The organism is Vibrio sp. V10_P2A27P122 (assembly GCF_963874335.1).
In the GTDB taxonomy this organism is placed as follows: domain Bacteria; phylum Pseudomonadota; class Gammaproteobacteria; order Enterobacterales; family Vibrionaceae; genus Vibrio; species Vibrio anguillarum.
Map to the genome: position 1 here is coordinate 1 of NZ_CAWNHY010000144.1, position 23,865 is coordinate 23,865.

At 45.0% G+C, this 23,865-nt stretch carries 18 protein-coding genes; 12 read left to right on the top strand and 6 right to left on the bottom strand.

What is annotated here, in order from left to right; genetic code table 11:
* Nucleotides 1-64: 64 nt before the first annotated feature.
* Genes dptH through dptF form a run of 3 tightly spaced genes read right to left on the bottom strand, consistent with a single transcriptional unit; the run spans nt 65 to nt 8,065 of the window.
* On the bottom strand, nt 65-5,137 hold the full coding sequence (gene dptH / locus AACQ17_RS07080; RefSeq protein WP_094167661.1) for a DNA phosphorothioation-dependent restriction protein DptH: 5,073 nt from the start codon (nt 5,135-5,137) through the stop codon (nt 65-67).
* A complete protein-coding gene (dptG, locus tag AACQ17_RS07085) occupies nt 5,118-6,467 on the bottom strand; it encodes a DNA phosphorothioation-dependent restriction protein DptG (protein WP_094167662.1) in 1,350 nt (449 codons plus the stop codon). The genes dptH and dptG overlap by 20 nt, the downstream gene beginning before the upstream one ends.
* Nucleotides 6,467-8,065, bottom strand: a complete 1,599-nt coding sequence (dptF, locus tag AACQ17_RS07090) for a DNA phosphorothioation-dependent restriction protein DptF (protein ID WP_094167663.1) — start codon at nt 8,063-8,065, stop codon at nt 6,467-6,469. The genes dptG and dptF overlap by 1 nt, the downstream gene beginning before the upstream one ends.
* 438 nt (nt 8,066-8,503) lie before the next feature.
* Here dptF and AACQ17_RS07095 point away from each other — a divergent pair, with 438 nt between their 5' ends.
* The 9 genes from AACQ17_RS07095 to AACQ17_RS07135 all read left to right on the top strand — a co-directional run bounded on the left by AACQ17_RS07095 (nt 8,504) and on the right by AACQ17_RS07135 (nt 16,042).
* Complete coding sequence (locus tag AACQ17_RS07095) at nt 8,504-8,866, top strand: transcriptional regulator (protein ID WP_228209387.1); 363 nt, start codon at nt 8,504-8,506, stop codon at nt 8,864-8,866.
* A complete protein-coding gene (locus AACQ17_RS07100) occupies nt 8,857-9,225 on the top strand; it encodes an SFCGS family glycine-rich protein (protein ID WP_094147042.1) in 369 nt (122 codons plus the stop codon). Before AACQ17_RS07095 ends, AACQ17_RS07100 begins: the two co-directional genes overlap by 10 nt.
* Nucleotides 9,222-9,515 carry a DUF4312 family protein gene (locus AACQ17_RS07105; protein WP_017047947.1) on the top strand — a complete coding sequence of 98 codons (294 nt, stop codon included), beginning with the start codon at nt 9,222-9,224 and terminating at the stop codon, nt 9,513-9,515. Before AACQ17_RS07100 ends, AACQ17_RS07105 begins: the two co-directional genes overlap by 4 nt.
* A gap of 24 nt (nt 9,516-9,539) precedes the next feature.
* Entirely contained in the window at nt 9,540-10,316 is a 777-nt protein-coding gene (locus tag AACQ17_RS07110; RefSeq protein ID WP_094147041.1) for a DUF4311 domain-containing protein, read from the top strand.
* A 10-nt stretch (nt 10,317-10,326) separates the two neighbouring features.
* The gene (locus AACQ17_RS07115; protein ID WP_017045613.1) at nt 10,327-10,974 is read left to right on the top strand and encodes a DUF4310 family protein; all 648 of its coding nucleotides are present in this window, start codon (nt 10,327-10,329) and stop codon (nt 10,972-10,974) included.
* 45 nt (nt 10,975-11,019) lie between these two features.
* Nucleotides 11,020-12,183, top strand: coding sequence for an amidohydrolase/deacetylase family metallohydrolase (locus AACQ17_RS07120; protein ID WP_094147040.1), 1,164 nt, complete (start codon nt 11,020-11,022; stop codon nt 12,181-12,183).
* Nucleotides 12,167-13,291, top strand: a complete 1,125-nt coding sequence (locus tag AACQ17_RS07125; RefSeq protein ID WP_017049433.1) for a DgaE family pyridoxal phosphate-dependent ammonia lyase — start codon at nt 12,167-12,169, stop codon at nt 13,289-13,291. The genes AACQ17_RS07120 and AACQ17_RS07125 overlap by 17 nt, the downstream gene beginning before the upstream one ends.
* Entirely contained in the window at nt 13,282-14,028 is a 747-nt protein-coding gene (gene dagF, locus AACQ17_RS07130; protein WP_047688998.1) for a 2-dehydro-3-deoxy-phosphogluconate aldolase, read from the top strand. The genes AACQ17_RS07125 and dagF overlap by 10 nt, the downstream gene beginning before the upstream one ends.
* A gap of 106 nt (nt 14,029-14,134) precedes the next feature.
* The gene (locus AACQ17_RS07135; RefSeq protein WP_231564183.1) at nt 14,135-16,042 is read left to right on the top strand and encodes a BglG family transcription antiterminator; all 1,908 of its coding nucleotides are present in this window, start codon (nt 14,135-14,137) and stop codon (nt 16,040-16,042) included.
* Between the two features lie 200 nt (nt 16,043-16,242).
* Here AACQ17_RS07135 and katG read toward each other — a convergent pair whose 3' ends face one another.
* Both katG and AACQ17_RS07145 read right to left on the bottom strand, forming a co-directional pair.
* A complete protein-coding gene (gene katG / locus AACQ17_RS07140; protein ID WP_094147039.1) occupies nt 16,243-18,417 on the bottom strand; it encodes a catalase/peroxidase HPI in 2,175 nt (724 codons plus the stop codon).
* Nucleotides 18,418-18,721: 304 nt separating this feature from the next.
* Nucleotides 18,722-19,042, bottom strand: a complete 321-nt coding sequence (locus AACQ17_RS07145; protein ID WP_064624564.1) for a DOPA 4,5-dioxygenase family protein — start codon at nt 19,040-19,042, stop codon at nt 18,722-18,724.
* Nucleotides 19,043-19,258: 216 nt separating this feature from the next.
* Between AACQ17_RS07145 and AACQ17_RS07150 the strand changes: the two genes are divergently transcribed.
* From AACQ17_RS07150 to AACQ17_RS07160, 3 genes are all read left to right on the top strand, one after another.
* Entirely contained in the window at nt 19,259-19,864 is a 606-nt protein-coding gene (locus tag AACQ17_RS07150) for a DedA family protein (protein WP_094147296.1), read from the top strand.
* A 176-nt stretch (nt 19,865-20,040) separates the two neighbouring features.
* On the top strand, nt 20,041-21,300 hold the full coding sequence (locus tag AACQ17_RS07155; protein ID WP_094147297.1) for a D-amino acid dehydrogenase: 1,260 nt from the start codon (nt 20,041-20,043) through the stop codon (nt 21,298-21,300).
* A gap of 298 nt (nt 21,301-21,598) precedes the next feature.
* Nucleotides 21,599-23,143 (top strand): alanine/glycine:cation symporter family protein, encoded by a 1,545-nt coding sequence (locus tag AACQ17_RS07160; RefSeq protein ID WP_017043180.1) that lies wholly within the window; start codon nt 21,599-21,601, stop codon nt 23,141-23,143.
* A gap of 92 nt (nt 23,144-23,235) precedes the next feature.
* Here AACQ17_RS07160 and AACQ17_RS07165 read toward each other — a convergent pair whose 3' ends face one another.
* On the bottom strand, nt 23,236-23,844 hold the full coding sequence (locus AACQ17_RS07165) for an acetate uptake transporter (RefSeq protein WP_094148104.1): 609 nt from the start codon (nt 23,842-23,844) through the stop codon (nt 23,236-23,238).
* Nucleotides 23,845-23,865: the final 21 nt, after the last annotated feature.

Consider the following 23,865-nt stretch of genomic DNA (forward strand, 5'->3'; position numbering starts at 1 on the left):
TAGCCATAAATCACAACCTTTTCAACTTAATAAGACACTGAGTTTTCTTAATAATCTTTAAAATTCACATTAATTCCCAAAATGCTCTATCTCGCATCTTAACTATCTTTTTAGCGCCATCAATGTACAAGCTGTAATGCTTATCGAGTTTGTTGATGGTTTCCATCAACCTCTCCTGCTCATTTTTGTCATTGACGCTGAACATAGCTTTTAGGTCTTGTGAGCGAATCTTCGCTACGCGGTGGATCACCCACGTTAGAACATAACTGGAATAGTCGTTTTCCCCAGTTTGGAAATGCGTAATATCCTGCGTAGAGAGGATCATACCGACACCGTATTCACGCCCCTCTTTGAGGATTTTGCGCAAGCTCGGGAAGTTTTGAGACATGAAGTTATCCGCCTCATCCACCAGAATCATCTTGGTAATTTGCCGGAAATCACCTTGAACTTCAGGCTTACCTTTCTTCTGCATTTGTGAATAGAACAAATCCAGTGTCAGTGCCACTACAAGGTTTTGGATCTCTGACGGGTAACCTGCCAGCTCAACCACCGTAATCCCATCCACCAGCTCATAAAGGCTGGTCATTTTCTCTGGCTCGGATTCAAAAATCTTAAAGCGAGCCAGTTTAGAAAGCGCAGCATACAGAGAGTCTTCTTCAACTTTTTCTTGCTCTAGGAATAATGCCCAAACGTCATCAATCGTTGGTGCTAGTCTGCTCCACGTCGAAGGGTCTTCAGGGTGAATACCGACCGCTGCGTAAGACTCCAGAATCAGGTTCTCCAAGCGAAGCTGCTGCTTTTTACCTAACCCATATGCACGGGACATGGTTTCGGAAAACCCTGCCGCTGTGTGAATTGGTAGCATTGGCGTATCACCGTACAAACTCAGTGGGTTGTATGGCAGTTTAAACAACTTGTACTTTTTAGCATTGGTGGCATCTAAAAACTTGTCGTCCACATAGTCTGACTTGTAGTCGAAGATCAGCATGCCAATTGGTGCGCTGTTTACATTGTCTGCTTGATTACGATAAAGCTGAGTAATCACAGACTTCGTAAATTGGGTTTTGCCTGTACCCATGGTGCCAATAATACCCGTGTTGGTATTCATAAACTTGGCGGTGTTGGTCGGCTCCCAATTTAACGGCGCATTTGTGGTCGCATTGTGCCCAAATAGCACATGAAGATTATTAGAGCTAGCTGATACTAAAGGTATTGGCTCAACTTTAATCTCGGATTCAGGAACTGGATCAACTTCTGGTTTAGCAGGTTCTTCATCTTGCTTGTCTGTTGCAAGACCAACAGGTCGCTCAATTAACATTTGCTCAGGATCGGATGCTTTTGTTTCACCGACCAACATATATTCCGCCGGCACATGACAGATCTTCGCGATGTCTTTTTCATACATCAGTACCTGAAGTGGGGTTTGAACCAGTGACGGCAATAAAGACATTGGAAGATCAACCTTTAACACCCCTTCTTGCCTACTGTAGCTAGGCTCGAAGCAGGTTCCACTTTCAAGATGGCTAATCACTATGCCAGCAGGATAGTTTTCGAACTCTGCAATGCTGTAGCTGCCGCGCAGCCACTCTTCTTTCTCAGCCAATAAAGCTTCAAAGTAGTCATCGCTAAATACGTTATAGAGACGGTATTTATCGATTTGCATCAGCACCTGACGAATGAACAGGCCACGGTATATCTTCGAAGCAAGCGTCGAGTCATTCAGGAGTTCCGTTAGGTAGCGGCGCAGCTCATTAGCTTGCTGTACGGCTTTTTTGTAATCAGGGGTGGAGCCAGCTTTTACCTCAACAGGCAAAAGATACATATTGCTTTCTTTAAAACCCACCAGTAATACATCATCGGAAATCGCGCCTTTTTTGTAGCCCTGTACATTACGTGAGAAATCACTGTCCGTCATTTTCAGGCCGATATTTCCTGAGACACGAATCATCTCACCAACTGATAGAGGCACCCAGGTGATATCTGATTTATGCACAAGACAGGTCGCAAACTTATAGGCACCGATAATACCAGTACGCTCTTTGCGGATAGTGTCGTTGCAGGTCATCATTTTCAGCAGCCAATCACCGTTAAAGGCGTTGAACTCATTAATTTGCCCACCACCACTTTTCGCTACCACCCTTTCAAATAATCGCCGCTGCGCCGTCACGGTAATCGCATCGTAACTTGCTGAGCTGGTGTACTGATCAGAATAATGGATAAGCACGACATCTTGATTGGCGTGGAAGAAGTCCAGAGTCACTTTAGGGTCGATAATCGTCGTCCAAATCGAGCTGTCATAAGAGCGCTCCAGTAACGACTTAAAGTCTTCACTCACTGCAAGTGCGGGCGCATTGGCCCCAGTGTATTGCGTGCTTGGCTTAAGCGCAGGCTCCATTAATGAGCCTACATATTTCGCCATTTTTAAATGCGGTAATCTTTCATATTGCACATTTTGCAGACCAAACGCGGTAAAGTAAGCGCCTTCATCGCTCTTGGAGGCATCACCAGTTAATAGACCATCACACGCTATACCACTCGGCATATCATCAACGCTTAAGGTCGTCAGCTTCACATTGTCATTGTTTCTGAAGAATGAAAGATGCGAATAGGCTTGCCCTTCGCGCTCACTATGAGCATTGGTGAATTTGCTGTAGGTAAGCCGAGTACGAAGGATATCGATAATAGTGTCGGCATTTTCGCGTACTTTTCCGCGGTCCAACTCTAACCAAGATTTCAAATCTTCGTAGTTGGACATTTCTGCAAATGTATCAAAGGCATTGAATACCAGCTCATCATCGTAAAGATTGACGTGAATTGATGCTGGGTTATCTAAGTTGTCTTTGACATAGTCAACCAAACCGAGGAATAGCTCCTCAGCTTTGTCCTGATTTACAGCGTTAACCAAAACACTCTTTTCTGAACCGGTGAATAATTGGCTAAAGGCCTTTTGGAACTCGTTGATCTTCTCTTTAACTAGTTTACGAACAAACTTCAGACAACTTTTCTGATGTGGGACGCTTTTAACCCAGAATCCGTTTTCAGATACTTGCTGGTTGTAGGCAAATTCATGTTTGGGGTGATAAACATAAGGAAGCAAACCACTCGCTCCTAAGCGATTAAAGGTAACCGTTGGCAAGTCTGCAAAGCTATCGTCTTTTTGCATCTCATTGCAAAGGTTTAAGTAGTAAGCTAACAATAGTGGGTGAAATGGCGAGTAATATTCCTCATCATTCTCGCGAACCAAACCGATTTGCATCACCAGCTTTTGTTCCTTGGTCAGCATGCCTCCCGTTGGAATTACTTCAAAATAAGCTAAAAATGCATCAACCGTTGCCTTTACTAACGACGTAAATTGTGGTCCCCAAGAAACAAGAGAAATCGTAGTTCGCCGCGAGGCAAGATAGTCAAACAGCGCTTGATAAGCAGTATACAGGCTATTATCAATAGCTCTTAATTGCTCCAGTGCCATGCTGTTACTTTCCGCCAAGTAAACCAACTTTTGCTGAACAAAACACTCTTCCCAACGAAGAAAACTGATACGCGGTTCCATCACGCGGAATTCACTATTATCAATGGCGACAATATCTTTGCTTGGGTAGAGATCTCCGTAGACTTCATCATCAAATAGCTTGTGGAAGCGCGACTGGTTGAGCAGCAATGGAAAAGACATACTGCTTTCTACTTGCTCGCCTTCAACGCGAAATGCCAATGCGTTATCACCCGATTTCACCACAAAACCGATATCTTCTGACTCGTTAGCAAGAGATTCAAAATCGACAACGCCGAATTCTGCGCGATCAACCACTTCGCCGACATCGTCTAGGCTGCGAATAGCAGAAAGAGCTGGATTGATAACTAGACGGTTATCTTCCGTCTTCAAGGTAAGGCGCTTTTTCGCAGGTTCAACAACGAAGATGTTTTTAAATTCGTCAAGAGAAAACTCTCTTTTTCGGACCACTAAGCAACGGAAGTTATGATTCTCCGAACTGTTGCCACGTTTCAGCGCAAGATTAAAAAACAAAGGCTCGTTTGCATGTTTGGCAACTAAGGTAGCATTTGCACCTTTGCTAGTAAGACGTGTGGTGATCACTTCCTGCTTGCCAAAAACATTTGCAGGGGTGACTTTAAACTGCTCTTTGCTGAGATCACTGGTACCAGAGAAACTCAGTTTAAGCTCAAACTCACTTTCGTTTTCATCCAGCGCAATGATTAAATGCCGATCGCGAAGTCCTGCTTTACTTTCTTTCGGGTAGCGCCCAATTACCCCTGCATTATTTAGCTCCTCTTCACCCTCATGCTTCAGGTGCTGGATTTTGTTTTTTGTTATTTCTGCTCGGTAAGTTTCAAACTCCACATCTTTCCAACTCTCATCAGAAAAATGCTCTTTGATAAATTTGCTGCTAAAAGCTGTAAGTTTTTCTTCTAATTGTTGACCAAAGTGCTCAACTTCAAACGACAACTCTTGATAAAGAACGCGGTTTTCTTCTAAGCGCTGTTTGATCTGTTTTTTATTCCCAGACAACTCTGCAACAAAAGGATCATCGAACATCCCAAGCTCTCTGAAACACAGTTCGCCATTTTCAACCGCATTGTATAACGACTCAAAACCAAACATGGTTGCGCCATCTTCCAGAATCGCGTCAAATTGGTCATCCAAAAGGCAAAGTGAAACGTCACGAGACTTGTCAGTTTGCTCAATAAAACCGCTGATTGCGACTTTGATTTTCTCAGGACTCCATACTTGACCAGGCTGTCCAAGATCTTCAGCTGAGTTGATAAGGGTATCGAGGCGACTGTTATGAATCACCAACAGCGCACAGCCCTTCAACGGGCCTTCCTGACTTGCAATTTCATCACGTAAGTGGGAGATGTAGTTTTCGGTAAACCCTATTTCTCCATCTTCTTCACTATGAAGAACAGGCACCACTTTGCAGTCTTCTACGCTCAGATAACTCAACACCACATTATTGCAAGCTTGAAGCTCACCATCTTTACGCGCAACCAGTGCATCAAACAGGCGTTGACTATTAGCATGATCGGGAGAGTTAAACTGGTAACGGTAGCCTGAGCGGATGTTTCCTTTCGCGTGCAGTAAAAACTGCTCAACTAGAAATGATTCAAATTGTTTTGCGCACATACACTGCATCCCCACTATCACTCATGCGTTCAACGTTACCGATACGCTCATAAAACTTGATCAATTCTTGTTCGGTTTGCTTATCAACAAAAATCCCCCGCTGTTGAAAACCAAGAATTAGCTCATGGAAACGAAGCTTCACTTGATGCCCAACCACTAAGTTTGTCAGCAGGATAATGTGATCTTGCGTAAGCACTAAGACTCTCCCAGATCGACCACGAATTTGTACAAAATCTGCAGCCATATTCTTTTCTACTTCTGCCATGTACTTTTTTATGATGGCAGGACGATCTGTTTTAGGATCTCTAAACTGTTCTTCAGCAAGCTTAAAAAGGTATTCCAACCAATCCATTTTTGTTACTGCATCGCTTGGCACTTCTGTTTCTAATTGGCGGTTAGCACGGAACATCAATGCGAAATTTTTAATCCGCTCCATGAGGTCACCAACTTGAGAATCCTCAATATCTTTAGCTAACTGCCATAGCGGTTTTTTGGCTTCATCTAGATTGGGTTGGAGATTTTCTAACATCGAGAGGATTGGAAATAGCTTGAAAGAAGATTCACTAAACAATTTGTAACCGTGCTTCTTAACATGGGTCCGCTCATTACTCGCCCGCTCATGATCCATGATGAAATATAAAGGCTTAGCTATTGGTGCTGAGCAGCTTTTCCAATCGGATAATGCGAGACTTAACTGAGCTGTATAAGCAAACCCGTAAAACGCTAGGAACTGCTCGAACTCATCGAGCAGGTACTTCGGATAATTGGTCAGAAACTCTAAATCACGTTTAAATGCTTCTGCCATGTAGGGCAAATAAGGCGCTTCAGTAGCACGCAGAGATCTGTCATTATCTGGCTTGGTTTTCGAACGTAGTGTTTCCAGCAGCTCTTGTTCAATGAAATTCAAATTGGCATCAAACTGCTCAATTTGGCGTCCATGAAGCAGATTAATGAATAACGAAGCAACTCGTAGGTCTCCTGGTTTGCATTGATCTTTCTGGCTTTTGAACAATAAAAATTCGGGGCTAACTGAGAAGATGCTTTTATTCTCAAAATACATGTCTTCTAAAACTTCCCAAAATGCCTCGACACCCAACTTTGCTTGTAACCTTGTTTTGCAGTCTTCAATAAAGTTTTGGTATTCATATTTTTCTATTTTCTTACGCAGCAAACCGCGAAGTACCAAGCCGACTACTGAGGGCCAATCGAAATCATTGCCTTTAGTTCTGATAGGAATATAACTAGTTAAAACGTTTCTATTTGGAAACGGATCAACTGACGTCTGGGCTAGTTTTGCATTGATTGGTAAAGTAAAGTTATCAACGGTCATTAATGCATACCACTCACTTCAAAATAATCACTTTCTTCTCTTACCACTTTGTAGCGCTTGTCAGCTTTCAAAATAAATAAGGTGTCTTTTTTATTCGCGACCGCCAACATCTGCTCCAATGCTTCATCAAGTAAGAGGACTGCATTTTTATCATGCTTATTTGGTCGATAGCCTTGGCCAATCTTCACTAATAGCTCTAGTAACTTAACACTGATTGGCATTGGCTTAAGTGGATTATCATCTACTTTAATATATGCATTGAACACACCAATTTTTTTGAGAGCGTTATTTTGTATTGCAGTGAAATCGGGTTTTACTTCAAGAGAAACTGCTGTTTTATAACCATTAAGCTCTGATACAAGATATTCATCTTTATCTAAAAGAGGAGCATGACGGTTACAGTAACGATGGAGCGCTGCTATAAAAGTTTCTTTATAAAAACTGCTGAGATCTTTGCGCATCTTTGCTGAGCCGTCAAAGTCACGATGTAATTTCCAAATTTCTGCATATGATTCAATAAGGTTGTTTTTAAATTCAGCTTGTATCTGTTGAACAAACTGATTGCAGAGAGTCTCATCACCATTTAATAAATAAAAAAGACGCAAGAAAGATGTCGCTTCCTTTACATCAAAAAAACCAAGAGTGTTCATTTTCTCTTTAAACTCGAGAAATAGAGACTCTTCAATACCTAGTGCGTATTGAAGAATAAATTCATCGATGGTGCGCGTATGTAAATTGCTCGGATCAAAACTTTGAATACGTGATAACAATTCGTTATCACTTTCGGAGAATAGGTTATCAAATAAATAGCCATCTGCCGCTAACAACTGGAAAATAAAATCTAATAGTGCTCGCGCTGTTAAGAACTGGTCTTTTATTAAACGAGCTTTAAGCAATAAACGAATAAGAGCGTCTTGAACCGAAGGTCTACTGAGCAAAGCAAAATTAGCGGTTAGTTTTGTGTGACCTTGTGATTTGAGTTCATTGTCATAAAGGACATAAAATGGATTGTCTAACGTTTTTTCAGTAAGCCTCTTTAGAAACTTATCAGCAAAGTCAGATGCACTCCCTTCTGAATCAAAACTGAATTTTGGATAATCTTCAAAATCAAAAAAAGTGTATTGCTTGGGTATTTCTAAATAATTGCGAGACAAAAAAGATTTAATGACTTTTTTTATATCACTATGCTCTTCAGCCCCTTCTTGCGCGTAATTACCCAGCATGCCGATATTGATACCAACAACAAGCGGTTTTTGATTTTTTTTAGTTTGAGTAAAACGTTCATCCAACGTCTGAATCGCTGTCTGGTTAGGACTAAAGCTGTGTGTCGCATCCAAATGAAAATCATGCGTCGCTTTATACTTTTGACTGTATTGCGTTAAGATCTCAGACTTGCCATCACCACTACTCCCACATAAGAAGATAATCTCATTAGATTTGGCAGACAAAAGTGCCTTTTTAAAATCAGCTTCAATATCCGTCTGAACATAAATATGTTTTTTGTAAGTTAAAAGATTGTCGTATTGATCATCGCGCTCAGTACTAACTGCAAAAGGAGATGATTTAGATAAAATGCTCAGAGCATCTAGTAAGGTCACAGTACTTCTCTGATCTTGATTCCAATTCTGAGAATCTTAAAACCCTGAGATTAATGATGCAATGCATAAGATTGTGTATGTCGATCTTAGTATGGTTTTTAGTGATAAAACGCATGCTTTCCTCTCAAAGCTATCCTCCGTTAATATTGCATGCTTCCTGATGCTCGATTGGGGAAATAAACATAAAACCAAAATAACCACCAGTTATTTTGTGATAAGCAGCAAATAAAGAGACGATAAATTTGCGCTTAAAATAGCGATTCAAATCACCTTTTCAGCGCATTTACTCCCATAAATCTTCTTCACACATCACATAAAACCGCGCGAATGTTACTAGCCACGGTTTATTTCCATTTGGAAGTGGAAATAGGGCTTATCCACCCTTGATCCCTTTTACGCTATTTTCTTCTCCAAGCTAAACATTTGGAGAATCCCACGGTGCAAAACTCTCAACCCATTAGCATGGATGATGCACAGATTATAGAGCTTGGCTTGTCGCTCACCGAACGAGCCATTGCCTTGCTTAATTCACACGCTATCTACCCCGATTCGCTACAGAAAAAAATGCTCGAAACACACATCAAAGCGATGGTTTGGCGCTCATTTAGCGGTGAATCGTTACCTGAACTCGATATGGAGATGTTTGATGAAATCTCTCCTATTTGTTTCACCTTGGCCGAGCAAGTGTGTCGTTGGATGGAGAACCTCGCTTATGAAGAAGCGCATCTGCTTTCGGTCCATTTTGAAGTAGCTAAAGAAAACGAATTAAACCCAACAGCAGGAGAAACAACATGTCAGTAATCAAAGTCGTTATTGGTGATCGCATGGGCAAAGGTCAGAAAGTAGGAGCAGGTGCTCAAGCGGCAGGCGCTGAGGTGACCGTTATTCCCGGCATGGCCGCAGACATGAAGTTAGGTGATGTCATGCAACAGCAGCAAGCCGATTTAGGGATCTCTTTTTGCGGCAGCGGCGGCGCAGGTGCTATCACAGCGCAAACAAAATATGGCTATCAATGCCGTTATGGAATGCGCTCTGTTGAGGAAGGGATAACCGCGATCAATGAAGGCTGTGTGGTTTTGGGTTTCGGCTTTATGGATAAAGAAGAGCTGGGCGAAAAACTGGTGAAAGCGTTTGTGGCTAAGCATGGCATCAAAGCATGAAAGAGCAGTTAACCACTAAGGTAACCGTGAGTGGCAAGGGCGAAACAAAGCAGCAGGCTTTTGCCGCGGCTTTAAGCCAAGTACAACCCACGTTACTTAAGAATAACGCAAAAGTCCTCCTCCGGATTGAGCCGTTAGACGTCAACGTTTTGCAAGCAGAAGAGAAAGTAACGCGAGAGAAATTCCTTTTCTTCTTTCTTGCAAGAGATCGACGCCAATACAGCGTCAAGCTAGAGGTTACGGTCAGCCTGACCCACATCGATGTGGAACAGGTCGATTTCAAACGTTAACAGGTCACTATAAGGATCCCTGACATGTTTCTTATCATTCTCTTTAAGTCCATCATCATTGGTGGCTTAGTCGGTATCGGCGTTGGAGTAGGCGCGGCAAGGATGTTCCATGCTCCAACTATCCAAGGTATGGGTGCATTCCGTACTCTGGGAGAGTTGAACTCGTGTGAAGGCGACCCTGCCTCTCACTTCTCTTTTGGGCTTGGATTCTTCTTTAATGCTTGGGCCTCAACGGTTGCGGCAGGGGCATTTACTCAAGATGTTGACCACCGCATCATCCCGAACTGGGGCGCGGCGGCACTGATGATAAAAAACCGCGACCTTGCCACTACCTTGCATGATCCAAAACGAATGGGCATTGCTTGCGCCATTATCGGTGCGATTGTGGTTGCGTTTCTTAACTCAACGGCGGCGGCCGTTCCTGCGGCGCTGCAAGTCACGGCGGTAAAGGTACTAGTACCAGCGGCAAACTTACTGGTGAATACCGTCATGCCGGTTATTTTCTGGCTAGCGGCAATTGAAGCGGGTAAAAAATCGGGCTTTTGGGCCACTATCTTTGGTGGTTTAGCTCAGATGATTATGGGCAACGCCGTTCCTGGTTTGGTGCTGGGTATTTTGATTGGTAAAGGTGTTGAAGAGAGTGGTTGGAACAAAGTAACCCAGATCATGATGGCGGCGATTATTGCGCTGTTTGCGTTAAGTGCTTTCTTCCGCGGGTTCGACATGAAATTTATCGAAGCTTTCCATATGCAAGCTCCTTTGTGGCTTGAAAATATCCATCTCATGATCAGTGGCAAATAAGGAGTTGACCATGGACGAAAAAATGAAACACAACTTTTGGTATGCCGACTGGTCTTTCCCGATTTTCGTGGGCTTGCTTTCAGCCGGGGTTTTTGCCGGAACGCACATGTACTACTTATACGGTGTCGGTGCTTTTAACGAAGTGGCGTTTGTTTCCATGCTGCGAGCAGGGATGGATACAGGCGCGTACGGTGCGGTGGCCGCTTTTGGTGCAAGCTTTTTGTTTGCTCGCATCATTGAAGGTTCGCTCGTGGGCATTTTGGATATCGGTGGCGCAGTGCAAACCGGTGTGGGTTTAGGAATTCCAGCTTTACTACTGGGTGCTGGCATTGTTTATCCTCTTGAAAATTTCACCGCTTCGTTAATCACAGGCATGCTCGCTGGTTTGGCAATTGGTGGCTTAATTGTGCTGGCACGTAAATTTACCATCAACCAAAGCGATTCAACCTACGGGGCAGACGTAATGATGGGGGCAGGCAATAGCTCCGGCCGTTTTCTTGGACCATTGATCATTTTATCTGCGATGGCCGCTTCTATCCCGATTGGGATCGGCTCTCTAGGTGGCGCATTGATTTTCTATGTGTGGGGTAAACCGATTACGGGTGGTGCCATTCTCGGAGCGATGGCGTTAGGAGCTCTTTTTCCTATCGCACTGTAAAACAAGCTGGGGTTTAAATTCTACTGAGAATCGCTCTTCGCGCCGATGAGCGAAGAGCGTGAGATGCAAATTATGTATGACATCCTGATCAAAAATGCCCAACAAGCGGGTGGGTGTAGTATCGATATCGCCCTTCAGGGCAACAAAATAGCGGCGGTGGGCGATCTTGCTGGTTCATTGGCAAAACAGACCGTCGATTTAGATCATGACGTTTTTGTCAGTGCCGGTTGGATTGACGGCCACACTCACTGCTATCCGAACTCGCCTATTTATAACGACCACCCCGATAACGTTGGGGTGTCCGGTGGCGTGACGACTGTCATTGATGCGGGCAGCACAGGCGCAAACGATGTGGATGATTTTGCGCAGCTTGCAGCGCAATGCACAACCCATGTGCACGCACTACTTAACATCTCGAAAATTGGCTTGTTGCGCCAAAATGAACTGGCCGATGCTAACGACATTGATCTGGATAGCGCAAAGCAAGCACTGCTTCGTCATCCCGAATTTATTGTCGGCTTAAAAGCACGCATGAGCGGTAGTGTTGTCGGCCACAATGGCTTAATGCCACTTCATGCAGCCAAAGCATTACAGCAGCAATGCGGCTGCGTTCCATTGATGGTGCACGTCGGTAATGCGCCGCCAGATTTGGATGAGATTGTCGCTCTACTGGGCAAAGGCGATATTCTCACTCACTGCTTTAATGGCAAGCCTAACCGCATTCTTGATTGTCATGGGGAAATAAAAAGCAGCGTTCAGCAGGCCAGAGCTCGAGGCCTGAAACTTGATATCGGCCACGGCAGTGCTAGTTTCAGTTTTGAGGTGGCTGAGCAGGCCATCGCACAAGGGATTTTGCCCGATACGATCAGTTCTGACATTTACTGTAAGAACCGGCTCAATGGCCCGGTTTACGGTCTTGCCCACCTGATGTCGATGTTTTTTACGCTCGGATTATCCCATGAGCAGATCATTGAGCGCGTGACGAGTCAAGCTGCGCAAGCACTTCGCCTAGCGAAAAAGGGGCTCTTAATTGCAGGCTATGATGCCGATTTAACGCTCTACACCATCAATAAAGCATCGGTTAACTACACCGATACTCATCACCAGCATCGAACTGGACAACAGAGATTTACGCCTCTTGCTGCCATTATTGACGGCAAGCTTGTATTGACTGAACAAGGACAACAGCATTATGTCTTCCATTCTTGAAAAATATCACTTGAAACAGGTGATCAACGCATCTGGCCGTATGACAGCTCTTGGTGTTTCTACTCCGCAACCCGAAGTGGAGCAGACTGTCTGTTTTGGGATGAACAACTACTTTGAAATGAGCGATTTGGTGAACAAAACCGGCCAATATATTGCTCGTTTGCTGCAAGTTGAAAATGCAGTCGTGGTCTCATGTGCTTCAGCGGGGATTGCACAGAGTGTCGCGGCAGTCATTGTGCGTGGTAACCCTTATCTGCTTGAGCATCTGCATGCAAAAACGCACCCGATCGCAACGGATATTGTGATCCCCAAAGGGCATAACGTCAATTATGGTGCCCCGGTTGGCAGCATGGTAAATCTTGGCGGCGGTAACCTGATTGAGGCCGGTTGGGCTAATGAATGCAGCGCAGAACAATTAGCCGCGGCAATCACCCCCAATACCGCCGCCATTCTCTACATTAAATCGCACCATTGCGTGCAAAAAAGCATGTTAACCGTGGCACAAGCGGCCAAAGTGGCTCAAGACCACCAGCTTCCGTTGATTGTTGATGCCGCAGCAGAAGAGGATCTACAACTCTATTATCAGCAAGGGGCTGATCTGGTGATCTACAGTGGTGCGAAAGCGATTGAAGGCCCAACCAGCGGTTTAGTGATTGGGAAACATCAATATGTGGAATGGGTTAAGCAGCAATCTGCAGGGATTGGCCGTGCCATGAAAGTCGGTAAAGAAGGCATTTTAGGCCTAACGCATGCCATTGAGTTGTACTTAAGCCGCCAACAAGAAACCGGCCAACAAATGGTGGATAAAATGACGCCATTTATCGAGGGGTTAAACCGTATTGAAGGGATAAGCGCGCGCGTGGTTTGGGACAGTGCAGGCCGAGATATCGCACGTGCAGAAGTAAGTTTTGATGCCAAACAATTTGGTATCAGCGCTAATGAAGCCGTCACACGCCTCCAAAATGGTAACCCAGCGATTTACTGCCGCGCTTACAAATCCAATGAAGGTTCGGTGGAATTTGATGTCCGCAGTGTTTCATCTCATCAACTTGAACTTATTCTTAGCGCCATGAACCAACTGAATCAGGAGTCATTAGAATGTCTTTAAGCCCTAATTTTTACGCTAACCGTGTATGTCTCAATGTGCTGGCGGGCTCTCATCAGAATGCAATTGATATTTATCAAGCCGCACAAGGCCATGTGTTGGTCGGTATGCTCTCGAAAGATTACCCAGATACCGCAAGTGCTGCGGCTGATATGAAAGCGTGCGCTGAAAAAATCGAGAATGCTTTATCGATTGGCCTTGGCGCAGGGGATCCGAAACAATCGGATATGGTGACGGCTTTAGCCGGAATACTACAGCCTCAGCATGTCAATCAAGTCTTTACTGGTGTGGGGGCTACGCGTCAAGCTCTAGGTCAAAATCACACTATCGTGAATGGTTTGATTTCACCATCAGGCACTGTTGGCTTGGTTAAAATCTCAACTGGCCCGAAAAGTTCAGGTATGGAAGAAGCGGTTGTTCCCGTTGATACGGCGATTGCCATGTTGCAAGATATGGGCTGCAGCTCGGTCAAATTCTTCCCAATGCAGGGGCTAAAATGCAAAGCTGAGTACCAAGAAGTTGCCAACGCCTGTGCTCGTCACCACTTTTGGTTAGAGCCTACTGGTGGTATTGATTTGGACAACTTTGAAGAGATCTTACGCATCGCTCTCGATGCGGGTGTAGAAAAAGTCATTCCACATATCTATAGCTCAATCATCGATGAGAAAACCGGACAGACTCGCCCCGAGGATGTGAAAACCCTGCTGGCCATGACTCAAAAACAACTGGCACATTCATAACACCGACGCCGGAGCATGTGCTCCGGCATAACAAAGCGTTGGCTATCTATTGCCTTTAGTGCATTTTACCTTTTAGATAGCGCTGTTCATGCTGGAATAGGAATCGATGATGTACAAGCTACCGCACCCTCGCCTAATTCATTTGTTGGATGCTGTATCCGCCTCGCCTTTGACTCAGGACGAACTTGCGCAACGGCTTAATGTTTCGACACGCACCATACGCACCGATGTCGCGCTGCTCAATAATGTGATGGTCAATCATGGCGCACATCTTCTCCACCAGCGCGGTTCCGGTTACCAACTCAATATCTACAACCCATCAACTTTCGAGCATTTTTTATCGAGGGTGCAAAATGCAGAAACGATTCCAAGGACCAGTAAAGAGCGCATCATCCAGATTCAAGTACTGCTATTAACGGCAGAACAAGGCGTAAAAATTGACGAATTGGCCGAGACATGGAATCTAAGCCGTACCGTTATTCAAAATGATATGGTTGATGTACGCAGCCAACTGGCCACGTTTGGTTTATCGATTGAAAGTAAACCTCGTTTGGGCATGCTGATCCAAGGCCCAGAAATGGCGATTCGCTCCCGTTTAACACAACTTATCTACATCGAACAAAAAGAGACAAAACAAGCTCTGGGCTTTATTAGTACGATTTTCCCTGAAAAATCTCAGCAAATTTTTGCAGCGCGCTTTCGTGAAGTGTTGACCAACCATACACTCTATATCAACGATATTGGGCTGCGTTGGTTAACCCTTTATGCTGCCGTCACACTGCACAGGCTCGCGTGTGGCAAAGAGCTTACCGAATTTTCTAAAAACGATGTTCATGAAACGACGCTACCAATTGCCAAAGCGTTATTTTCTGCGCTACCGATGCTGTTACCCGCCAATAACCATGAAATTGCCGCCTTGGCGATTCACATTCAAGCGAGAATTGCGACGAATCAAGCACTCCTTAGCCAGGGTGTACAGCATGAAGCCGATGCTCTAGTCACTCACATCTTTGATTATATCTATCAAAATTACCCTTACGATGTGCGTGACGATGCGCTATTACACCGCGATCTTCACAACCACGTCTGCCATATGATCATTCGTGTCAAACATCATGTCGCCACAATTAACCCATTGGCCGAGCATATCAAACAGCACTACCCACTCGCTTACAGTATTACCTTATCGGCCATCGCAGACTGGATCAGAGAGACGGGTTACTGCATGACACAGCACGAAATAGGCTATCTTGTGATTCACATTGGTGTGGGGCTTGAACGTAATTACCATTTAGGTCACCGTACACCCAAAGCGCTCCTGTATTGCGACGCCGGTAATGCCGCAACACTTGGGCTAGAAGCGATCATCCGCCGCCAGTATCCGCAATTGGATATGAAAACGGTTTATTCCCCTGAACAGTTGATCACCGCTGATGCCACGCAAGCGGACCTCATTATTACCACCATGCCCTTAGCCAATAGAGAGATTCAGAGCTTTGTGGTTGACCCCTTCCCTACCCAACATCAATTGGAAGAACTGGGCAAACAAGTGTTGGTTGATCGCACGCACTCTTATCTTTTGGATAAGTATTTTTCCAAGGCTCAATTTCTCTACCTTGATGACGTCATTGAGCAATCACACCTCTTTGAGCAGGTTTGCTCGCATCTTGAATCAACGGAGTTGGTAGAGGAAGGATACCGAACTTCACTGCAAGAGCGAGAGAGTTTGGTTTCAACCATGATGGGCGAATACATTGCTCTACCTCACTCGATTGAACTCTTTGCTAAACGTTCGATGGTTTACACCGTCGCTGCACCGCGTGGAATTGAATGGGGCAATGGTGAAAAAGCCTATCTGATCTTTTTCCTCGCCTTAAGTAAATGTGACTATGAAGAGGCGATGGGGCTGTATGATCTTTTCCAAGTGCTGATTAATAAAAAATTAGGCAAAAGTCTGTCGCAATGCGAAACCTTCAAGCACTTCAAAACACTGGCGCACTTGGAATTACAATAAAATATATCGCTGTGTGATGCTTCCTAGATGCCCTCTATTTTTTAAGATACCATCTGTTTTTAGGTTCCGTCTGTTTTTAGAAACACTCGTTTTTTGGGGACTAGTCTCTTTTATAAACAAGCCGTTTAGAGAGAAAACCGAGACACCACAAGGCCCTCGCTAAGAGGGCCTTAATATCAAGATTACTGAGTGAAGAGGGTTTACAACACGTCGAAGCGATCGGCGTTCATGACTTTGGTCCAAGCAGCGACAAAGTCTTTGACGAACTTCTCTTTGTTATCGTCCTGCGCGTAAATTTCAGCGTATGAGCGCAAAATGGAGTTTGAGCCAAACACCAAATCAACACGAGTCGCTGTCCATTTTGTTTTACCGCTCTTACGCTCAACCATATCGTAAGAGTTACGGCCTGTTGGCTTCCAAGTGTAATTCATGTCGGTGAGGTTAACGAAGAAATCATTAGTCAACGCCCCAACACGGTCTGTCAATACACCATGTTGACTGCCGCCATAGTTTGTACCGAGCACTCGCAATCCACCAATCAATACGGTCATTTCTGGGGCGGTCAGGCGCAATAGTTGCGCTTTATCTAGCAGCATCTCTTCTGGGTTAACCACGTAATGTTTCTTTTGCCAGTTACGGAAACCATCCGCCAGTGGCTCAAGCACATCAAACGATTCCACATCCGTTTGTTCAAGCGTTGCATCACCACGTCCGGTAGTAAAAGGCACAGTAATATTAACGCCTGCCGCTTTGGCCGCTTGTTCAACACCGACGTTACCCGCCAAAACAATGGTATCGGCGATGCTAATACCCGCATCAGCAGCAATTTTCTTCAGAACAGCCAACACTTTGCTGAGTCTTTCTGGCTCATTACCTTGCCAATCTTTTTGAGGAGCCAAGCGAATGCGCGCACCGTTCGCGCCACCACGTTTATCGGAACCACGGAAAGTACGAGCACTATCCCATGCGGTGCTGACCATCTCACTGATGCTTAAGCCGCTGGCCGCTATTTTTGCTTTTACTGCATCCACATCATAATCTTTACGACCTGCAGGGATGGGATCTTGCCAAATGAGATCTTCTGCCGGAACATCAGGGCCAAAGTAACGCGCTTTAGGCCCCATATCGCGGTGAGTGAGCTTAAACCAAGCTCGCGCAAACACTTCAGAGAAATACGCTGGGTCTTTGTAGAAACGCTCTGAGATCTTGCGATATTCAGGATCCATCTTCAGCGCCATATCGGCATCGGTCATCATAGGGTTATAACGAATGCTTGGGTCTTCCACATCAACCGGTTTATCTTCCTCTTTGATGTTGATTGGCTCCCACTGCCACGCGCCAGCAGGGCTCTTCGTCAGTTGCCATTCGTAGGTAAACAACAGGTGGAAGAAGCCGTTATCCCACTGGGTTGGGTGCGTAGTCCATGCACCTTCAATACCACTGGTGACGGTATTACGGCCAATGCCGCGGCTGGTGTGGTTATTCCAACCCAAGCCTTGTTCGTGCAAGTCCGCCCCTTCAGGATCTGGCCCTAAGTTCGCAGCGCTACCATTACCATGCGCTTTACCCACCGTATGCCCACCCGCTGTCAGCGCCACGGTTTCTTCATCATTCATTGCCATGCGCTCAAAAGTGACGCGCATGTCATGTGCGGTTTTAAGCGGGTCTGGATTACCGTCAACGCCTTCAGGGTTTACATAAATCAGGCCCATCATCACGGCAGCAAGCGGGTTTTCTAGATCACGTACACCTGAATAGCGGCTATTTTCTCCGCCACTTGGCGCTAGCCACTCTTTTTCTGAGCCCCAATAAGTGTCTTTTTCTGGGTGCCAAATATCTTCACGACCAAAAGCGAAACCAAAGGTTTTAAGCCCCATGGATTCATAAGCCATATTACCCGCCAAGATCATCAAATCCGCCCAACTGATTTTGTTGCCGTATTTTTGTTTGATTGGCCACAATAAGCGACGAGCTTTATCTAAATTGGCGTTATCAGGCCACGAGTTAAGCGGAGCAAAACGCTGGTTGCCAGAGCCCGCACCACCTCGACCATCTGCAATTCGGTAAGTACCCGCGGAGTGCCATGCCATGCGGATCATCAAACCGCCGTAATGCCCCCAGTCGGCAGGCCACCACTCTTGGCTATCGGTCATTAGTGCTTTGAGATCTTTTTTCAAGGCATCAACATCCAATGTTTTTAGCGCATCGCGGTAATTAAAATCCGCACCCATTGGGTTGGTTTTCACGTCGTGCTGGTGAAGAATGTCAAGATTCAGTGCTTTTGGCCACCAATCCATGTTGGATAGTTCAGCAGAGGTTACTCCACCGTGCATGACAGGGCATTTACCGCCCGAATTCATACCTTTATTCTCCATTGCGTTCTCCTTGCTTCGCATTACTGCGGCTATTTAAGTGTGCTTGATTTATTCTAAAAACACTCAGCACGGTCGATATTGGCTGAACATTCACTGTATTAAATTCAAATGCAACAAAACTTAGAACAACATCATGTATATACAATAACAACGAGAGGTGATGAGCCTGCGGTCACGACTTGTTCGAAAAACCTTTTTCTTCAAAACCTTGCCACGATTATTGTTTCTGCTGCGTTCTGTACAGACTAGACAAGATGAGCATTAAACACTAATTCACTGTGGCTATTAATTTGATAGGCATCCTCTAACGCAATACGGCTAAGTTCACCCCTAAAGTCTCTCCTAACCACAGAACTTGCCCCTGAGAATGGTCATACCTATCGTCTCCAGAAACCGGATGGATTAACACGCTAAGACCTTCCCGATGTTCATCTAGCCACTCAATAAATCCGTGGCTATTGTCAGCAAGGTGTACTTCAAACATCGGCTTTAAGTGCGGGCCAACAAGCCTTGGTACTAAGCCAAACATGGCTTGTACATCATGTCGTTGTTGGGCAATTTTTTGTTGTACGCGTTGTGCTTTCGCTTGCTCTGCGAGATCAAAATAAACATGGGCATGAAACATAAAATAACTCCTCTTGATTTTTAAGCAGTGTACTACGCCAAAAGAGCATAGAAACCACAACAAATTTGCTGATGATTTTCAGCTAATTTGAAGGTACTAACCACAACGTATTCTATTTTAAGAGCCAAGAAATGGGCATTATCACACGATGACGTTGATTCAAACGAAGAACCAGCGTATTAAATAACCTCAAACTTTCGATGGTGGATACCCGCTTTGCAACCTATCAATCAACTGCTCCTCTCAATGCAGCCGTTATTGGAACAGTACGGCTACCTAGCACTGATCATCAGCATCTTTTTCGAAGGGATTGGCATTCCGATGCCCGGCCAATCGCTCATGATTGCCGCGTCCATTTTGTCATCCAATGGCGTAATGAATTTCTCTCTTGTTATGATTGTATCGTGGCTAAGCTGCTTTATTGGTAATAGTTGCGGCTATCTGCTCGGCTATTATTTTGAGGGTTGGTTGGATAAAAAAGGCTATATTTCAGGGGCTAAATTTCAAAAACTGCAAAGCGCTATTCAAAAATACGGCCCGATTTGCTTAATCATCAGTCGCTTTGTTGAGGGGATGAAACAATTCATGCCATTAGCCTGCGGAGTGGCGAAAATGCCCATCAGAGTATTTTTACTGGGTAACGTGCTTGCCACCACAGTTTGGGTCGCGGTCTTTGGTTTACTCACCCATTTTGCGTTTAAACATCTTCATCAAATCAGCCACTTTTATTCTGCTTACCGCTATTGGATCTGGGCAATGGCCGCTATCACTTTTATCGTTATGATTTATGCAGTATTGAAACATAGACACACTCAGCGCTGATAGCGACCTGTCTCTGACTTCATTTCCCCCCTTCTGTCATCACCACATAAAAATAAGTGTAGGGGCTAGTGATTGTGTTTCCACTCAATTTGAGGTTTGATGTTGCCATTATGTGAACATTTACACCGACTCTGAATGTGCTCAGAGAACACACTAGGGTGATTTAAGGAGACAACATGGACGTGATCGTCTTAGGTAGCGGCGTCATCGGGCTAACCAGCGCATGGTATTTATCACAAGCGGGCCACCGAGTAACGGTGGTGGATCGCCAATCACAAGGTGCAAAAGAGACCAGTTTTGCTAACGCAGGGCAAATATCTTACGGCTACTCTTCCCCTTGGGCTGCACCCGGCATCCCACAAAAAGCATTAAAGTGGCTGTTTGAAGAGCATGCACCGTTGAAAATAAAACCATCTATCGACCCACAGCTGTTGGCGTGGACGGGTAAAATGTTATTGAACTGCCAACAGGATCGTTACAACATCAATAAAGCCAGAATGCTGGCGATTGCCAATTACAGCCGCGTTTGTTTGGCTGACCTGAATCAGCAACATAACCTGCAATATCAAGGCCGTCGGCTTGGAACGTTGCAAGTATTTCGCAGCGAAAAACAGCTACAAGCGATACAAAAGGACATCAAACTACTCGAGCAAAGTGGGATTCGTTATCAGCTTCTTGATGTCGATGGGTGCATTAAGCAAGAGCCGGGGCTTGCTCTTGTACGCGATAAATTGCGAGGAGGTTTGTACCTCCCCGATGATGAAACCGGAGACTGCTATCTGTTTTGCCAACAATTAACAGAGCTCGCGAAAAGCCGTGGGGTGCAATTTCTGTTTGATACACAAATAAAAACATTAACCACTGAAGGCAAAAAGATCACCGCTGTCCAAACCGATAAAGGTGAGCTAAAAGCAGACAAATATGTCGTCGCACTCGGCAGTTACTCTACCGCTTTACTGGCGACATTGGGTATCTCCATTCCTGTTTATCCAGTGAAAGGGTACTCACTAACGCTGCCGATTGTCGACGTCGAATTGTCCCCATGTTCAACGGTAATGGACGAAACATATAAAGTGGCCATCACTCGTTTTGAGGATCGAATTCGTGTCGCGGGCACGGCAGAGTTAGCCGGGTTTGATCCTGCCTTGCCTGATGCGCGCAAAGCAACCATTGCAAAAGTCGTGACCGATCTCTTTCCTCAAGGCGGTGATTTAGCACAAGCTGAATTCTGGACAGGCTTTAGACCAATGACGCCTGACGGGACTCCGATTATAGGCTCCACTCCATTTGAAAACCTCTACACCAATACCGGACATGGAACCTTAGGGTGGACGATGGCTTGCGGATCTGGACAGCTTCTTGCCGACATTGTCAGTGAGCAAACTTGTGCTTTACCAATTCATGAGTTGAATCTCTCTCGCTACCTCATCAACTAGTCACAATAGAAAATGCTTATTATTAGCTAAACCTTAGTGGAAAGTTATTATGCATAATGATTCATCCGAGAGGATTTAATTTCCAACCTTTCGGGTGACCAACCCATATGCGCTGAAATTTTAGCCAATTCTAATTAACCCACCTATTATTTAACATTTCGTTAGCATTTTGTGTTCCTCATCACGCTAACGATTATTCACAGATAAATAAATTAACATCTAAGTTACAAAAAGATTAATATGTTGCCCACAAAGCAAACACAACACTCACCAAAACTACTAAAACAGGGAAATGCATATGCAGTCATTTGTTGATTTTCTGAATGGAATAATCTGGAGCCCGGCGCTAATTTATTTATGCCTTGGTGCGGGTTTATTCTACTCAATTGTGACCCGATTCGTTCAGGTCCGTCACTTTTTTGAAATGTGGCGACTTCTTCTTTCCGGAAAAAGCTCAACCAAAGGGATATCCTCTTTCCAAGCTTTGGCCGTTTCACTTTCGGGACGCGTCGGTACGGGTAACATTGCAGGCGTAGCCGCGGCAATTGGTTTTGGTGGCCCTGGTGCTATTTTCTGGATGTGGGTAGTGGCCTTTTTTGGTGCCGCGACTGCTTATGCTGAATCAACTCTGGCACAGATTTATAAAGAAGAAGATGAAGGTGAATTCCGTGGTGGCCCCGCTTATTACATCGAAAAAGCGATGGGACAAAAATGGTATGCATGGATCTTCGCCATTTCCACCATCTTTGCTTGTGGTGTGCTTTTACCTGGCGTGCAATCCAACAGCATTGGTAATGCCGTAGAAGCGGCTTTTGGGGCTGGCCCAATCATTGAAACCACTATCGGTAGCTTCACTTTTGCTAAGATTTTTACTGGTACCGTAGTGTCAATTATTTTAGCTTTCATCATCTTTGGTGGTGTTAAGCGTATCGCCAACTTCACACAGGTCGTGGTGCCATTTATGGCTTTGGCCTATGTCATTACTGCGTTTGTTATCATCCTGCTTAACATCAGTGAAGTACCACGTATTTTTGCCATGATCATTGGTGATGCGTTCACACCAATGGCAGGTATTGGTGCTGCGATTGGTTGGGGGGTAAAACGAGGTGTTTACTCAAACGAAGCAGGCCAAGGTACTGGACCGCACGCTGCGGCTGCCGCGAGTGTTGATCACCCAGCCCAGCAAGGTTTAGTGCAAGCATTTTCTATCTACATTGATACTTTGCTGGTCTGTTCCGCAACCGCGTTCATGATTCTGATCACTGGTGCTTATAACGTACACGGCGGCGCAGAAGGTGCATTTTTAGTACAGAACATCGCGGCGGATATCAGCGCCAATGGCCCAGTATTTACCCAAATGGCGATTGAGAGCGCACTACCGGGCGTGGGTAAACCTTTTGTTGCGTTTGCTCTGTTCTTCTTCGCCTTTACCACGATTTTGGCATACTACTATATTGCTGAAACGAATATTGCTTACATTCGCCGCACCTTTAAAGTCGATGGCCTGATGTTCCTTCTTAAAGTAGTGATCATCGCAACGGTATTCTACGGCACAGTGAGAACCGCGAACCTTGCTTGGGCAATGGGTGATGTGGGCGTGGGTTTGATGGCGTGGCTAAACATAGTCGGGATTTTGATCATCTTCTTTATGGCTAAACCAGCTATTGCAGCACTCAAAGATTATGAAGAGCAACAAAAACAAGGTGTCGATGAGTATCTTTTCAACCCAGTAAAACTCGGCATTAAGAATGCGACATATTGGGAAGGAAAATATAAACGCAAAACGGGACAAGAACCAACCGTAGAAGAAAGCTCCGTGGGTGTTGAACAACCATCATCCTAACGGATTAGCTAAGCTCATCAGCAAAAAGCATTCAAGGTAAACGTAAAAAGGGTTAGCAAACGCTAACCCTTTTTCTTTTTCATCAACCCGTATTAGGCTGCGATTTCTTGTGTCGTCAACTTTTCGACAACAGCGTTTTGCGCTTTCTTTTCACCAATCGGTAAAATAACACGGCCATATTCATTATTCAGAACTTGAGCCATTGCAAAATAAATCGCACTTGCGCCACAGAAGATGCCTTCAAAGCCAGCAATCGTGCCGATAAGTTCGCTACCAGTGAAATCACGCGCAGCTAGTAAAGCAAATAGAATGGTCAGTGAGCTGAATACCACTTGTTTAGCAAGTGGGTAGCACAATGAACCGATAAACATGAAACCAGTGAAAATGCCCCACAACGCTAAGTACCAACCCATAAAGTGAGCAGGGCTTGCTGGTAGTCCCATGTATGGCATGACAATCAGGCCAACCAATGTGAGCCAAAATAGGCCGTAAGAGGTAAACGCTGTGGTACCAAAAGTGTCACCACGTTTGAAACACATGATACCCACGATGACTTGACTTAAACCACCGTAGAAAATACCCATCGCCAAAATCATAGAGTCGATAGGGAAAAAGCCTGCGTTATGGATATTAAGCAGGATAGTCGTCATGCCAAAACCCATTAGGCCTAGCGGCGCTGGATTGGCCAATTTAGTAGACATTCGCGAGTACCTTAAAAAATG

Excerpts from the sequence above, each read along its gene's own strand:
- dptH (WP_094167661.1), bottom strand. The coding sequence starts at position 5,137 with ATGTGCGCAAAACAATTTGAATCATTTCTAGTTGAGCAGTTTTTACTG.
- dptG (WP_094167662.1), bottom strand. The coding sequence starts at position 6,467 with ATGACCGTTGATAACTTTACTTTACCAATCAATGCAAAACTAGCCCAG.
- AACQ17_RS07100 (WP_094147042.1), top strand. The coding sequence starts at position 8,857 with ATGTCAGTAATCAAAGTCGTTATTGGTGATCGCATGGGCAAAGGTCAG.
- AACQ17_RS07105 (WP_017047947.1), top strand. The coding sequence starts at position 9,222 with ATGAAAGAGCAGTTAACCACTAAGGTAACCGTGAGTGGCAAGGGCGAA.
- AACQ17_RS07110 (WP_094147041.1), top strand. The coding sequence starts at position 9,540 with ATGTTTCTTATCATTCTCTTTAAGTCCATCATCATTGGTGGCTTAGTC.
- AACQ17_RS07115 (WP_017045613.1), top strand. The coding sequence starts at position 10,327 with ATGGACGAAAAAATGAAACACAACTTTTGGTATGCCGACTGGTCTTTC.
- AACQ17_RS07120 (WP_094147040.1), top strand. The coding sequence starts at position 11,020 with ATGAGCGAAGAGCGTGAGATGCAAATTATGTATGACATCCTGATCAAA.
- AACQ17_RS07125 (WP_017049433.1), top strand. The coding sequence starts at position 12,167 with ATGTCTTCCATTCTTGAAAAATATCACTTGAAACAGGTGATCAACGCA.
- dagF (WP_047688998.1), top strand. The coding sequence starts at position 13,282 with ATGTCTTTAAGCCCTAATTTTTACGCTAACCGTGTATGTCTCAATGTG.
- AACQ17_RS07135 (WP_231564183.1), top strand. The coding sequence starts at position 14,135 with ATGATGTACAAGCTACCGCACCCTCGCCTAATTCATTTGTTGGATGCT.
- katG (WP_094147039.1), bottom strand. The coding sequence starts at position 18,417 with ATGGAGAATAAAGGTATGAATTCGGGCGGTAAATGCCCTGTCATGCAC.
- AACQ17_RS07145 (WP_064624564.1), bottom strand. The coding sequence starts at position 19,042 with ATGTTTCATGCCCATGTTTATTTTGATCTCGCAGAGCAAGCGAAAGCA.
- AACQ17_RS07155 (WP_094147297.1), top strand. The coding sequence starts at position 20,041 with ATGGACGTGATCGTCTTAGGTAGCGGCGTCATCGGGCTAACCAGCGCA.
- AACQ17_RS07160 (WP_017043180.1), top strand. The coding sequence starts at position 21,599 with ATGCAGTCATTTGTTGATTTTCTGAATGGAATAATCTGGAGCCCGGCG.
- AACQ17_RS07165 (WP_094148104.1), bottom strand. The coding sequence starts at position 23,844 with ATGTCTACTAAATTGGCCAATCCAGCGCCGCTAGGCCTAATGGGTTTT.